Source organism: Dactylosporangium sp. NPDC000244 (genome assembly GCF_040300725.1).
Taxonomy (GTDB): domain Bacteria; phylum Actinomycetota; class Actinomycetes; order Mycobacteriales; family Micromonosporaceae; genus Dactylosporangium.
This window is the reverse complement of the sequence record NZ_JBEPEH010000026.1, coordinates 70,549-83,996: the sequence shown is the minus strand read 5'-3', so window position 1 is coordinate 83,996 and position 13,448 is coordinate 70,549. Positions and strand designations below refer to the sequence as shown.

At 70.9% G+C, this 13,448-nt stretch carries 14 protein-coding genes; 6 read left to right on the top strand and 8 right to left on the bottom strand.

Annotated elements, in window-relative coordinates; translation table 11 throughout:
• Positions 1–102 precede the first annotated feature (102 nt).
• Entirely contained in the window at positions 103–738 is a 636-nt protein-coding gene (locus ABT369_RS33720) for a nucleotidyl transferase AbiEii/AbiGii toxin family protein (RefSeq protein WP_350618049.1), read from the top strand.
• A gap of 211 nt (positions 739–949) precedes the next feature.
• Here ABT369_RS33720 and ABT369_RS33715 read toward each other — a convergent pair whose 3' ends face one another.
• The 4 genes from ABT369_RS33715 to ABT369_RS33700 form a co-directional block, all read right to left on the bottom strand.
• A complete protein-coding gene (locus tag ABT369_RS33715; protein WP_350618047.1) occupies positions 950–1,210 on the bottom strand; it encodes a hypothetical protein in 261 nt (86 codons plus the stop codon).
• Between the two features lie 277 nt (positions 1,211–1,487).
• Positions 1,488–2,888 (bottom strand): ATP-grasp domain-containing protein, encoded by a 1,401-nt coding sequence (locus ABT369_RS33710; RefSeq protein ID WP_350618046.1) that lies wholly within the window; start codon positions 2,886–2,888, stop codon positions 1,488–1,490.
• Between the two features lie 331 nt (positions 2,889–3,219).
• Positions 3,220–3,906, bottom strand: coding sequence for an alpha/beta hydrolase-fold protein (locus ABT369_RS33705; protein ID WP_350618044.1), 687 nt, complete (start codon positions 3,904–3,906; stop codon positions 3,220–3,222).
• A gap of 250 nt (positions 3,907–4,156) precedes the next feature.
• Entirely contained in the window at positions 4,157–4,399 is a 243-nt protein-coding gene (locus ABT369_RS33700) for a PspC domain-containing protein (protein ID WP_350618042.1), read from the bottom strand.
• Between the two features lie 252 nt (positions 4,400–4,651).
• Between ABT369_RS33700 and ABT369_RS33695 the strand changes: the two genes are divergently transcribed.
• Complete coding sequence (locus ABT369_RS33695) at positions 4,652–5,182, top strand: general stress protein (protein WP_350618040.1); 531 nt, start codon at positions 4,652–4,654, stop codon at positions 5,180–5,182.
• Positions 5,183–5,450: 268 nt separating this feature from the next.
• Here the strand turns inward: ABT369_RS33695 and ABT369_RS33690 are convergent, their stop codons facing one another.
• Positions 5,451–5,867, bottom strand: coding sequence for a MarR family winged helix-turn-helix transcriptional regulator (locus tag ABT369_RS33690; RefSeq protein WP_350618038.1), 417 nt, complete (start codon positions 5,865–5,867; stop codon positions 5,451–5,453).
• 86 nt (positions 5,868–5,953) lie between these two features.
• On the opposite strand from ABT369_RS33690, the gene ABT369_RS33685 reads away from it, so the two are divergent.
• Positions 5,954–7,033 (top strand): NAD-dependent epimerase/dehydratase family protein, encoded by a 1,080-nt coding sequence (locus ABT369_RS33685; RefSeq protein ID WP_350618036.1) that lies wholly within the window; start codon positions 5,954–5,956, stop codon positions 7,031–7,033.
• A 199-nt stretch (positions 7,034–7,232) separates the two neighbouring features.
• Here the strand turns inward: ABT369_RS33685 and ABT369_RS33680 are convergent, their stop codons facing one another.
• Positions 7,233–9,158, bottom strand: a complete 1,926-nt coding sequence (locus ABT369_RS33680) for a DHA2 family efflux MFS transporter permease subunit (RefSeq protein WP_350618034.1) — start codon at positions 9,156–9,158, stop codon at positions 7,233–7,235.
• A gap of 167 nt (positions 9,159–9,325) precedes the next feature.
• Here ABT369_RS33680 and ABT369_RS33675 point away from each other — a divergent pair, with 167 nt between their 5' ends.
• The 3 genes from ABT369_RS33675 to ABT369_RS33665 are packed head-to-tail and all read left to right on the top strand — an operon-like array spanning position 9,326 to position 11,864.
• Positions 9,326–10,963, top strand: coding sequence for an ABC-F family ATP-binding cassette domain-containing protein (locus ABT369_RS33675; RefSeq protein ID WP_350618032.1), 1,638 nt, complete (start codon positions 9,326–9,328; stop codon positions 10,961–10,963).
• Positions 10,960–11,343, top strand: a complete 384-nt coding sequence (locus ABT369_RS33670) for a pyridoxamine 5'-phosphate oxidase family protein (RefSeq protein WP_350618030.1) — start codon at positions 10,960–10,962, stop codon at positions 11,341–11,343. Before ABT369_RS33675 ends, ABT369_RS33670 begins: the two co-directional genes overlap by 4 nt.
• A gap of 11 nt (positions 11,344–11,354) precedes the next feature.
• Positions 11,355–11,864 carry an NUDIX hydrolase gene (locus tag ABT369_RS33665; RefSeq protein ID WP_350618028.1) on the top strand — a complete coding sequence of 170 codons (510 nt, stop codon included), beginning with the start codon at positions 11,355–11,357 and terminating at the stop codon, positions 11,862–11,864.
• Between the two features lie 6 nt (positions 11,865–11,870).
• On the opposite strand, the gene ABT369_RS33660 is transcribed toward ABT369_RS33665, so the two are convergent.
• Both ABT369_RS33660 and ABT369_RS33655 read right to left on the bottom strand, forming a co-directional pair.
• Positions 11,871–13,127 carry a hypothetical protein gene (locus ABT369_RS33660; protein ID WP_350618026.1) on the bottom strand — a complete coding sequence of 419 codons (1,257 nt, stop codon included), beginning with the start codon at positions 13,125–13,127 and terminating at the stop codon, positions 11,871–11,873.
• A 41-nt stretch (positions 13,128–13,168) separates the two neighbouring features.
• Positions 13,169–13,297, bottom strand: a complete 129-nt coding sequence (locus ABT369_RS33655; protein WP_350618024.1) for a hypothetical protein — start codon at positions 13,295–13,297, stop codon at positions 13,169–13,171.
• Positions 13,298–13,448 lie beyond the last annotated feature (151 nt).

Sequence of the window (13,448 nt, the reverse complement as noted above, 5' to 3'; positions counted from 1 at the left end):
ACCGCAGCGCACAGCTGGTGACCTAGCCGCGAACGCGCGCCCGACGACCGCCCCGCCACGCGCGGAGGATCGACCGACACTGTTCGCATCGGGTGACGCCACGTGATCCCCTTCTACACCGACGTGGCCCGGGTCGCCCTGGCCGTAGCCGAGCGGCACGGCTTCGTCCTAGGCGGCGGCTTCGCCTGGCTCATGAACGGCCTGGTCGAACGCCCGACCGAGGACGTCGACCTCTTCACCGACACCGACGGCGCGGCAGGGGCGGCCGCCGACGCGGTCTGCGCGGCTCTGCGCGAGGCCGGCTACACCGTCCACGAAGAGGAAGCCGACGACCTGCTCGAACTGTTCGCCGGCTTCGACCAGCGGGAGTTCACGGTGGGTGACGGAACGCAGACGGTACGGCTGACGCTCTCCCGCCTCGACCGCCAGCACAGCCCCGTGATGATGGACGTCGGCCCCGTGATGCACCTGGACGACCTCATCGCCACGAAGGTCGCGGCGCTGATCAACCGCCGCGAGGTACGCGACTACATCGACGTCGCGGCGGCGATGGAGCGATACTCGGTCGGCACGCTGCTCGAAATGGCCCGCCGCCAGGACCCGGCCCTGGAGTTCGACGACGTGGTGGCCGCGGGCCGCTACCTGGACCGCCTCGACGACGGGCGGTTCGCCTTCTACGGCCTGGACGAGCAGCGCATCGCCGCCCTGCGCCATCGGCTACGCGACTGGCCCCGCTGACCGGCGGTGCCGCACGCGGCTCGCCACTCTCCGCCACCTAGCTTCGCGACAGGCCCCCTGGCCGCCGCCACTGCACCCACCTCACCCGCGCACCGCCACCGGCACTGCCGCACCGCCTCGCGATCCTGACCCACTTGGCTACGCGGCCAGCCCCGTAGACCGGCAATTCCGCTCCGCAACGGTGAATCGTGTCGATCACTCCACGGAGCGGTCAAGGCGCAGCGGCCGTAGCCATCACGTGCGCGAAACCACGCAGCGTCCGATCGACCTGACGGGTCGCAGCCTGCCCGGTGGTGGTGAGGTACGCGGACCCCGTCACCTCCATCCGCTCCCGCCCGTTGCTCCCCAGCACCCGGGTGATCAGCACCTTGCCGACGCCGTCAACCTGCATCACGACCGGATGGGCCCGGTGCTCGCCGAGGTTGCAGCGGTGACCCCTGGCGCACCAGGCCGGGTGCTCGTACGGACCCATGCAGGACTTCCTCCACCGCGATCGGGAACGATTGACACCACCGACGCTATGCACGCCCACCAGCGCGAACTACGGATTGTGACGCGCACGACCGCAGTGTCACCGGTTCGGGCGAAGGATCCTCGTGAACCGTGTCACGCACCTTTCGGCTTCACGCGGCAGCCGCTACCGTCGCCGGCTTTCTTGGCGTCACAGCCCAACGAAGCCACCAGCGCAGCGGCGAAGCCGCCCGTGTTTCTGCGCCTTTCTGCGCCGGCCAGCCCGTCTCGACGAGCCGTCAATTCCGCCCGTTCTCGTGACGCCACTGTCCGACGAGGCCACGGAAGTGAGCGATGAAGCGCTCGTGCTCGTGCCCCGGATAGGTCGCGCGGACGGTGCTCACCAGGAGATCGTCGAACTCCGCGGAGGCGACCCATTCCGCGACGAGTTCGGGGACGTGCCGCAGGGTGGTGTCGCAGAACTCGCGGTAACGGTCGACGTCGAAGTACTCGTCGGCGAGCGCCCGGTAGCCGCGCAGCTTCTCGCGGTAGTCTGGCGTGTTGTCGCCGATCTCGAAGTAGCGCGCCGAGTCCATGTCCAGGCGCGGGCGCCGGCCGGTCACCACGCAGAACGCGGACCAGCGCAGCAGCGCCGTCATCGCCCACGGAAAGTAGTAGTGCAGGCTCGTCAACGCGACGTCCGGGCAGGCGTTGGCGTAGTCGATCGGATACACCACACCGTCGCGGACCAGGCACTCACAGGAGTTGAACTCCCAGCGGAAGAACGCGTTCACGAGCCGCGAGATCGTCACGACCTCGTCTCCCACCTCGTCGGTGAGGAACCCGTGCGCGACCTCGTACCGCTCGTGCATCGGCAGCGAAGGCCGGAACTTCATGACCATCGTCTCGGGGCCGACGGACAGCGATCGCGTGAACACGTCGTAGTCCTCGACCGACTGCTGCAGGTGCATGAGCCGCTCGCCCGACTGGTCGTAGGCGGCATGCAACTGTTCGCTGTCGGCGACGCGGGACACCCCGACCCAGGCGCCGCCGTCGTACGGCTTCATGAACAGCGGGTACCCCAGCCGCTCGGCCACGGCGTCGAGGTCGAACGGGCGGTTGTAGCGCTCCGCGGTGTACGCCCACTTCGCATGGTCGACCGGGTTCTTGTAGGGCACGAGCACCGTCTCGGGCACATGCAGCCCAAGCCGCATCATGGCGCAGTAGGCGGCGTGCTTCTCCATGGACTGGAACGTGAACGGGCTGTTGAGCAGGTACACGTCGTCCATGAGCGCGATCTTCTTGAGCCACTCGCGCGGGTGGTAGTACCAGTACGCGAGCCGGTCGATGACCAGCTGATGCGCCGGACGGTCACGAAGATTGAACGGTTCGATGGTCACCCGCTCGGTCCGCAGCCGATGCCGACTCCCATCACCCGCCGTGATCGTCCCGAGTCGCCCGGCGAGCGTCTCGTACGCCCGCGGCCAGTCCTGCTCCGTCCCGAGCAGCAGCCCGACGAGGTGCTCCCGCACTCCCGCCCCGCCGCTCTCCCCCGCCGCCACCGCCTCGACCCCGCGCTGTCGTGGAACGCCGCCACCCAACCGCACGCCGGCCCGCGCCTCACCCTCGGCCGGGGTAACTACGTCCGCACTCGCCGCCGCCTCAGCCCCGGCCGGCATGCCATCGAGCGCGGAAGTCACCGACGGAGACAGTGTGGCGTCGAGCTGCAGCGACACGGATGACTCCACCGCCGTCGGCTGGCGCCATGACGAAGGGTTGGTCACGTCATCGATCGCTGGTGACGATGCCAGCTCGGCCGCCGCCGATGGTGCCGGCAGCGGGTCAGCCGCCGATGGTGCCGGGTCGGCCGCCTCCGATCGCAACGATGCCGCTGGTGGGTTCGCCGGTGCCGGGCTGGCTGGTGCCGCTGGCAACAGGGCCACCAGCGGGTCAGCCTCTACCGGGCCGGTCGGCGCCGCTCGCAACGATGGCGCGAGCGGGTCAACCGACGACATTGGCGACGCCGGTGGGTCAGCCGCTGCCGGTGGCTGTGCCGCTTCCGCCAGGCGTGGCAATGCCGAGATGGTCATGGTGGGTTCCGGAGTGGTCATCGTTGACCTCCTGCAAGAGGCGGTGCAGGTGGGGATCGAGCGCGTCACGCCAGGTGGTCATCGAGTGGCCGCCTGGCACTTCGAGTAGTGGCACACCGAGGCGGGTGGCCATCGCCCGGTTGTTGAGCAGGTTCTCCTCGTCCCGACCGCAGGTCAAGACGACGCGGGACCCGACGGGGCGGGCGCGCTGGACGAAGGCGAGGATGCGGCGGTACCAGGGAAAAGCCGACTCCTGCGGGTCGAGTTCGGCGGTGAAGTAGCTCCCGGACTGCAGGAACAGCCCGGCGAAGCTGCCCGGATAGCGCGTCTCGGTGTGCAGCAGGGCCAGCGCGCCCAGGCTTGCGCCGAGAGCGACGACGGGGCCGGGCGGCAGATTCGGCAACACATCGTGGGCGAGGGCGGCGGCGTAGGCGGGATTCGCCGAGTACCACTCGTTGCGACTGCCCGGTGACAGCAGCGCGACGTGTTCGCGGGGGAACCGGGTGGTGAGAGCGGCGACTCGCTCGAACTCCGGGCCGTCGTGCGCCAGCAGCACCATGCCGCTCACCGGACGCGCCGATGGCGCCACGATCCGCGACTGGATCGTCACGCGCGAGTCACGGGCCACTCACGCACCATAGGACAGGTGATCGCTCGGCGCAGGGCTCACGGGCAACTCACGCACCGCAACGCAGGGCACCGCAACGCGCCGCACCGCACCGCAGGGTAAGTGATCATTTGGCGCACGGCTCAGGGGCAACGTACGCACCGCAAGGCGGGCGGACGCACGGCGCCGAGCTCACGGGCACGTCATGCGCCGCGGGGCCGGTGATCGTTCGACGCTGAGCACACGGGTAAGTGCTGAGCACACGGGTAGGTCACGCACCGAACGGCAGGTGATCGTTCGGTGCTGGGCTCACGGGCGACGGCGGGGCCTCGGGCATGATGAGCCACAGGATTGGGTACGCCAGGACGGCCACGCCGCCGGTCAGCAGGATGGACAAGAGGAACACGGCGCGAACCATGGTCGGGTCGGTGCCCAGGTACTCGGCGATGCCGCCCAGCACCCCGGCGACGGTCCGGTCGGATCGCGATCGGCGAAGCCGCTTGATGTCGGTCATGTCTGCAAGGTTGCCCGGCGAAGGGCCCCGACGACCTCGGGTGACGCCCGGAGGTACCCCTGAGTCGTCACCCCGACGATGCCACGGTCGGATGCGGGTCGGCATCAGCGAGCGGCGGGACTGACCCGAACGGACGCGCTCGGTGATCACGTGTTGACGGAGGGACATGATCGATGCCGGGCGGATGACGAGGTACGCAATTCGTTGTTGCGTACCGGGCGGGACGTCCCGGACATCTCTACCCTGACCCGCATGACGACCCCTCCGTTGGAAGAGCCCCCCGCTCCCTCCCCCGAGCCCGATCCGAACATCGGCGAGCTCATCGAGCTTGAGCGCAGCACCGTGACCGTCGCCCGGTACGCGGACTATGCCGGTGCGCAGCAGGCCGTCGACTACCTGTCCGACAACGGGTTCCCGGTCGAGCGGACCACGATCATCGGGACCGACCTGCGTCTCGTCGAGAACGTGCTCGGCCGGCTCACCGTCGGTCGTGCCGCGCTGGCCGGCGTCGCCAGCGGGGCCTGGTTCGGGCTCTTCGTCGGCATCCTGTTCACGCTGTTCAGCAACTCGAGCTGGGTTGGCGTTCTCCTCACGACGATCCTGGTCGGGGCGCTGTGGGGTGGCGTGTTCGGCGCCATCGCCCATGCGCTCACCGGCGGGCGGCGGGACTTCACGTCGCGTAGTTCCCTGCAGGCCGGGCAGTACGCGGTGACGGTCGAGGCCGAGGTCGCCGACGAGGCCCGCGTGCTCATCACCCGGCAGAACTGGCGCGCCGCGAACTGACCCCGCATCCATGAGGCTGCGCGTCGCACAGGCGCGCAGCTGAAGCGGGCGAAGTCCCTCGAAGGCGGTCACCCACCCGCCGAGGGCCCGTGGAGGCCGGAAAAGCCGGGACTCGCAGACCGGCACTGTCCTCAGCCGCGACGGGGTCATGGGGTCCGCGGCTGAAGGGCCGCGGGCTCCGAAGAGCAGCGCCGCGCCCGCACAACATGAGCCGGTGACTGCCGGCGGCGAGCCCGAAGGGCCGTCCTCGCCCGAGGTGCCCGCCGGGTCAGGGCAGCGGCGGGGACTGCATCCGGTCGATGATCTTCTGTAGGGCGACCTCCATGACCCTGCGCTCCTCCTCGGTCAGCGTGGCCAAGGCGTGGTCGGCCAGGCGTCGGCGCGCCTCGGCGATGGGGGTTTGGGCGGCGCGGGCCTTGTCCGTCAGGTACAGGCGGACCAGGCGACGGTCGGTCGGGTCGGGGCGGCGCTCGATCAGGCCGTCGTTCACCATGCGTGTCGCGGTGTTCACGATTGTCGGGGTGGTCACGCCCAAGCGGGTGGCCAGTTCGCCCGGTGACAGTCCGTCGGCGGCCCACAGCACCTCGAGGACGAGGTTCTGGCCAATCCGTACGCCGTGCTCGCTCATCGCCTCGTCGGCCGCCGCTCGCAGCAGCTTCTGGGCGCGGGTCAGCAGGCGGATCACGTCAGACACGGTTGCATGCTAACGAGTTTGCGGGCTACATTTCGCTAGCACGCTATCGATCGCTGCTACCTGGGGAGACGTGCGTCTTGATCCTGGTCACCGGCGGGCTTGGCTTCATCGGCAGCCACACCGCCCGCGCGCTGCACGACCTTGGTGCGCCGGCGCTGCCCGCGTCTCGTCACCCACGGTCATCCGATGTCATACCGGCCGCGATCGAGGTCGCGGCCGTTGACTGCACCGATCCGCAGTCACTCTCCGCGCTCGGGCGGCGACACCGCATCACGGCGATCGTGCACCTCGCGGCCGCGCCGCTCGGCGGGCGCACGCCGCTCGGCGGGCGCACGGCACTCGGCGGGCGCACGGCACTCGGCGGGCGCACGGCACTCGGCGGGGGCACGCCGGCGGCACTCAGCGGGGGCACGGCACTCAGCGGGGGCACGGCACTTGACGATCTGGAGCAGAACACCGCCTCCGTGTTCGCGATCATGCGCGCGGCGGCCGAGTGGAATGTCCATCGCGTGGTGGTGGCGAGCACGATCGGAATCTACGCAGGAGTCGGCGAGGTGCCGTGGCGGGAGGACGCGCCACTCCCCCTCGCCTCGCCGCATCCGATTCCGGCGTCGAAGAAGGTCGCGGAGATCGTTGCCATGGCCAGCGGGCTCGACGTCGTCGTTGCCCGCATTGGTGGAATCTGGGGTCCGCAAGGACGTCCGGCCAGCCCGTTCATTGCCGCGCCGGCGCTGATCCACCGTGCGGCGGCCCAGATCCGCGCAGGCACAATCAACAAGGCCGCGGGCGAGCCAGCCAGCTCCGCCGGGAGTACGGCGACGAGCGGCGGTGACGTGTACGCCGAGGACGGGGCCGACATCCTGTACGCGCGGGACTGCGGCGCCGCGCTCGCGTTGCTGGCGACCGCGGACGGGCTGCGGCACCGCCTCTACAACGTCGGGAGCGGGCGGGCCACTACCAACGCTGAGGTGGTCGCGGCGATCACGGCCGTGCACCCGGAAGTCGCGCTGCCGCTCGCCGACGGTGCCTCCGGTCCCGGGCCGGCCCCCTGGCTCGACACCGCTCGGCTCGCCGCCGAGGGCTGGGCGCCCTCGTGGCCCCTCGACCGGGCGGTGCCCGACTATCTCGACTGGCTGGCGGCCGGACGGGCGCGCTGACCGGCCAACACCGCCGCCGAAGACGGCAGCGAGGCTCCGGCGTCGTCGGCGAAGTGGACCAGGCGCGACGGATGGGCGAGGCCACACCTTCCAAGACATCCTAGGATACTAGGTCGTGACCAAGGGGGCGGAGACGAAGGGAATACAACTGCGCGGCGGCTTCCCTGGTGGGAGGCCGCCGCGCAGTTGAAGGTGTTGGTCAGCGTGCGTGACGCGGTGGGCCGTCCGACGGGGACGCCTCGCCCTCCGCCTCGTGGGCGCCGCCCTCCGCGGCGTGCGCCGGGGTGTGCTCCCCCGAAGCCGCGATGGACCCGGACTCGTGCGCACCCCCGCCGTTCGGGGACCCATGGGCGCCGCCGCCGTTCGGGGACTCCGCGCCCAGTACCGCCGAGGCCATGCCGCCGTTGGGCGACGCAGACGGGGCGGCGCCTGAAGTTCTGAAGGCCGCGGTGGGGGCGGAAGAGGAGGGGGAGCCATTGCCGGAGGCGGCGGCGTCCTCGGCGGCGCGCTGCTGGGCGGCCGACATGTTGCGCAGCGGGATCTCCGGCAGGAACAGGATGACGATCAGGCCCGCGACCATGATGCCCGCGGCGACCACGAACACGACGCTCATCGAGTCCGAGAAGCCGACCTTGAACGGGTGCGAGAGGGCGGCGTCGAGCTTGTCCAGGAACGACGTGTCGTTGAAGCTGCTCGCCGAGCCCGACGTCGCGGTCTTCTGGATCTCCTGCATCTGCTGCGGATGGGCGCGGACCGCCTGCTGGAAGGCCTCGGTCGACTGGGCGTCGGTGAAGGCGCCCTTGATCTTGTCCGGCAGGAGGCTGAAGAGCACCGACAGGAAGACCGCGGCGCCCAGGGTGCCGCCCATCGAGCGGAAGAACGTCACCGTCGACGTGGCGACGCCGATCTCGCGCGGGTTGGCCGCGTTCTGCACGGCGGTGATGACCGGCTGCATGTTGCCGCCCAGGCCTAGGCCCATCAGGGCCATGATGAGCATCGTGCGCCACAGCGGCGTGTCCGCGCCGATGCGCGAGAACAGCGCCAGCGCGGCGAGCATGAGGACCGAGCCGACGATCGGGAAGATGCGGTAGCGGCCGGTGCGGGCGATGGTCTGGCCGGAGACGATCGAGCCGGTCATGATGCCGAGCACGAGCGGCAGCAGCATCAGGCCGGCCTCGGTCGGGGTGGCGCCCTTCACGATCTGCAGGTACAGCGGCAGCGTGAGCAGACCGCCGAACATCGCCATGCCGAGGATGAAGCTCGCGGTCGAGGCGACCGAGAACGTGCGGCCCCGGAACAGGCGCAGCGGCAGCAGCGCCTCCTCCTTGTAGAAGGTCTCGGCGACGATGAACAGCACCAGGCCGACGAAGCCCACGCCGTAGCACAGCAGCGAGCGGCCAGAGTCCCAGCCCCACTCGCGGCCCTGCTCGGCGACGGTCAGCAGCGGCACCAGGCCGATGATCAGGGCGACGGCGCCGGGCCAGTCGATGCGGTGGTCCTGGCGGCGGTGCGGGATGTGCAGCACCCGCATGACGACGATGAACGCGGCCAGGGCGATCGGCACGTTGATGTAGAAGATCCAGCGCCAGCCCGTGATGCCGATGATGCTGTCGGCGCCGGCGAAGAAGCCGCCGAGCACCGGGCCGAGGACGCTGGAGGTGCCGAAGACGGCGAGAAAATAGCCCTGGTACTTCGCCCGCTCGCGGGGCGGCACCACGTCGCCGATGATGGCGAAGGCGAGCGAGAACAGACCGCCGGCGCCGATACCCTGCACGGCCCGGAATGCGGCGAGTTCGTAAATCGACGTCGCGATGCCGCACAGCACCGAGCCGACGATGAAGATGCCGATGGCGAAGAGAATGAACGGCTTGCGGCCGTAGATGTCGGACAGCTTCCCGTACAGCGGCGTGGAGATCGTCGAGGTGATGAGGAACGCCGTCGTGGCCCAGGCCTGCAGCGAGAAGCCGCCCAGGTCGTCGGCGATCGTCCGCATGGCGGTCGACACGATGGTCTGGTCCAGCGCGGCCAGGAACATCGCCATCATGAGACCGACCAGAATCGTGACGATCTGGCGATGGGTCAGGGCGGTGTCTTCCCCCGCGGCCGCTGGTGCTGTTGTGCTCAAGGCGTCTCTCCTGTTAGAGCAAGCCGTTTCGATCCGTGCGCGTTTCAGAATTCACGCTACTCCTCGATTGCTGCAGGGGCGCGGCGACCTCCCCGAATGCGCAAGGGACACTGATACGCCGGCAAGACTGGTACGCCGGCAAGTACGACACAGGAGGACGAGCGAGCGTGGCAGCAACGCTGGTGGTCAAGGAACTCGCGGCCGGGCACGGCGACAAAGCGCTGTTCAGCGGCCTGGACCTGGTCGTCGCCCCCGGCGACGTGATCGGCCTGGTCGGCGTCAACGGGGCCGGCAAGTCGACGCTGCTGCGCACGGTGGCCGGCCTGCTCCCGCTCGAGCACGGCAGCGTCCAGCTCAGCCCGCCGACGGCCACCATCGGGTACCTCCCGCAGGAGCCCGATCGTCACCCGGGTGAGTCGCTGCGGGCGTTCCTGGCCCGCCGCACCGGCGTCGCCGAGGCGCAGGCCCGCATGGACGCCGCGGCCGAGGCGCTCGGCGGCGACGAGCGGGCGGCCGAGGAGTACAGCATCGCCCTGGAGCGATGGCTGGCGCTGGGCGGCGCGGACCTGGACGAGCGGGCCGGGGCGATCGCGGCCGACCTGGGGCTCGACGTGGACCTCGACCTGGAGATGACGGCGCTGTCCGGCGGCCAGGCGGCCCGGGCGAACCTCGCCAGCCTGCTGCTGTCCCGCTATGACGTCCTGCTGTGCGACGAGCCGACGAACGACCTGGACCTGGACGGGCTCCAGCGCCTCGAGACGTTCATGGGGTCGCAGAAGAACAAGAGCGTCATGGTCGTCAGCCACGACCGGGAGTTCCTGACCCGCACCGCCACCGCGATCCTCGAGCTCGACCTGCACCAGCAGCAGGTGCGCTTCTACGGCGGCGGGTACGGGGCCTACCTCGAGGAGCGCGAGATCGCGCGGCGGCACGCGCGGGAGAAGTACGAGGACTACGCCGACCAGAAGTCCGACCTCGAGGCGCGCGCCCGCATGCAGCGCGCCTGGATGGAGAAGGGCGTCAAGAACGCCCGGCGCAAGCAGCCCGACAACGACAAGATCGGCAAGTCGAAGCGGATCGAGTCGACGGAGAAGCAGGCGGCCAAGGCGCGGCAGACCGAGAAGCTCATCGAGCGCCTGGAGGTCGTCGAGGAGCCGCGCAAGGAGTGGCAGCTGCGGATGGAGATCGCCGCGGCGCCGCGGGCCGGAGCGGTGGTCGCGACGCTTTCCCATGCCGTCGTACGGCGGGGAGCCTTCACCCTCGGCCCCGTTGACCTGCAGATCGACTGGGCGGACCGGGTCGCGATCACCGGGGCCAACGGCTCCGGGAAGACCACGCTGCTCGGCGCGCTGCTGGGCCGGATCCCGCTGGAGGAGGGCCGGGCGCACCTCGGCCCCGGGGTCGTCGTCGGCGAGGTGGATCAGGCGCGGCGGATGTTCGAGGGCGAGGACTCGCTGCTGGATGCGTTTCGTCAGGCCGTACCGGAGCAGAATCCCGCGGATGTGCGGACCCTGCTGGCCAAGTTCGGCCTGCGGGCCGACCACGTGCTGCGCCCGGCCGCCAGCCTCTCCCCCGGCGAGCGGACCCGGGCCGCGCTCGCGCTGTTGCAGGGGCGGGGCGTGAACCTGCTGGTCCTCGACGAGCCGTCCAACCATCTGGACCTGCCCGCGATCGAGCAGCTGGAGTCGGCGCTGGACAACTACCCGGGCACGCTGCTGCTGGTCACGCACGACCGGCAGATGCTGGAGGCGGTACACACGAACCGGCACATCCGCGTCGAGGACGGCAAGGTGACGGCCTCGTGAGCGAGCTGGCCACGTTCTGGACCGAACGCCATCTGTGCACCGTCACGACGGTCCGCCGCGACGGCACGCTGCACACCGTGCCGGTCGGGGCGACCTACGACCCGGAGACGGGCATCGCGCGCATCATCACGTCCGGCACGTCGCAGAAGGTACGAAACGTCGGACACAGCGCCCAGATCTCGATCTGCCAGGTCGACGGTCGCCGCTGGAGCACGCTCGAGGGCGAGGCGGTGATCAGCCGCAGCCCGCAGGACGTGCTCGACGCCGAGCAGCGGTACGCGCGCCGGTACAAGCAGCCGCGCGAGAACCCGGAGCGCGTCGTGATCATGGTCACCGTCACGCGGGTCCTGGGCACCTACCGTCCGGACCGGCTCCGCTAGGGTCCCCGCTCATGGGGATGTCTGAATATCTGCGCGGTCTGCGCAAGCTCGTCGGGCACGATCTCGTGCTCCTGCCCGGCGTGTCGGCGGTCGTGTTCAACGATGCCGGGGAGCTGCTGCTCGGGCGGCGCAGCGACACCGGGACGTGGTCGCTGCTGGCCGGGATGGTCGACCCCGGCGAGCAGCCGGCCGACGCGATCGTGCGCGAGGTGCGCGAGGAGGCCGGGATCGAGGTCGCGGTCGAGCGCGTCGTGGGCGTGGCGATGCACTGGGTGACGTATCCCAACGGGGACCAGTGCGACTACCTCAACGTGTGGTTCCGCTGCCGGCATGTGTCCGGGGAGGCTCGGGTCAACGACGACGAGTCGCTGGACATGCGGTGGTTCCGGCCGGACGCACTGCCGCCGATGGAGGCGTTCGCGCGGCTGCGGATCGAGCAGACGCTGCGGGACGAGCCCGGGGCCTGGTTCCTCGCCCCGGGCTCGTCGCATCCCGCGATCGCACCCCGCAACGCCGTGTGAAGCCCCCTACTGAGCCGGCGGCCAGCTCGGCCCGGGCGGCGGACCGGCGGCCGGAGGCCCCGACGCCGGCGGGGCCGAGGACGGCGGGGCCGAGGACGGCGGGGCTGGCGGCGCGGACATGGGCGGGGCGACCGCCGGCGGCCAGCTCGGCCCGGGCGGCGGACCGGCGGCCGGCGGGGCCGAAGAAGGCGGCGGGGCCAGCGGCGGCGCGGGGTTCACCGGGCCGGGCGGCGCGAAGGGCGCAGCGCCGTAGGCGCCGACGGGCGCGGGGGCGTAGGGCGGCGGCGGGAAGCCCGGCGCGATCACCGGGGCCGGGCGGGATGCGGCGGCGACGTACGGGGACGCGCGGCGGCCGATGAGCTCCAGCAGCCACACCACGAGCACGCCGAACAGGCCGATGAGCGCCTCGATCAGCATCGTGATCCAGATATCGAGGTTCTCGAGGGTCAGCAGGTAGCGCGTGCACACGTAGATGACGACGGCGAGGACCACGCCCAGGATGCCGGCGCGGCGGCCGAAGGGGCTCACGCCGGCGAGCAGGGCGCAGACGAGGCCGGCGAGCGTGAAGCCGGGGTCGATCACGCCGGCCGAGACCTGCTGGATGGTCAGCACCACGCCGGCGACGGCCGCGAGGACGCTGGAGCCGAACACGCCGACCAGCGCGCCCACGAGCTTGGCCAGGCTGAACGCGCCGGTCTCGCCGCCGGCGGGGCGGTTCGCGGCGAGGTACCGGCGCACGGCGGGGATCGCGAAGACGACGCCGCCGACGATGGACAGGACGATGAAGGCGATGCCCCAGATCCAGCGGGGGCCGTCGGGGACGTCGCGCAGCGGTGTGACCTTGCCGTCGGTGGCGCCGATCACGGTCGCGGACACGGCCAGGCCGCCGATCAGCGTGACGGCCCAGGCGGGCATGCCGGTGAGCCCGACGAGCAGCGCGAGCAGGAGGCCGAGGCCGGCGACGGCGAGGATCGCGACGCCCATGCCCTGGTCGGCGTAGAGGAACGCGGCCAGCGACGCCAGCGGGCCCACGGCGAGGTTGGGGGTGCCGGTGCGCAGCGACAGCGCCAGGCCGGTGGTGGCGAAGCCGAGGGAGGCGATCGGCAGCCAGATGCCGCCGCTGGTGAAGAGGCGCTCGCCCTTGCCGCTGTACAGCGTGACGGCCACGCCGATCGCGACCAGCAGCAGGACGGCCTCCCAGATGAGGTGCGGCAGCAGTTCCCGTAACGGCCGGACCGGGGGCGGCGCGGTGACATCGCTCATGCCGGGGAAGATACCGCGCATCGGGGCCGGTCGCTGATTGCTCACGCGGCGCGCCGGGGCAGCAGCGCGCTGCTCACGGCGTGGGCCGCCCCGAGACCGGCGGCGACCGTCGTGGCCCTCACCGACAGCGGCCGGGCCTTGACCGGTCGCGTGAAGGCCCTTTGGTGCACCCTCGCCGACGAGACCGTCGCCGGGCTGCCCCGCGATGCCGCCGCGGGGCTGCCGGCCCTGCTCGCGGCCCCTGACGGCGAACGTGGACGAGCGAAATCGGGCGGACAGGGCGGGTAACCGAAACCGGGCGGAACCCAATACGCTCCAGGC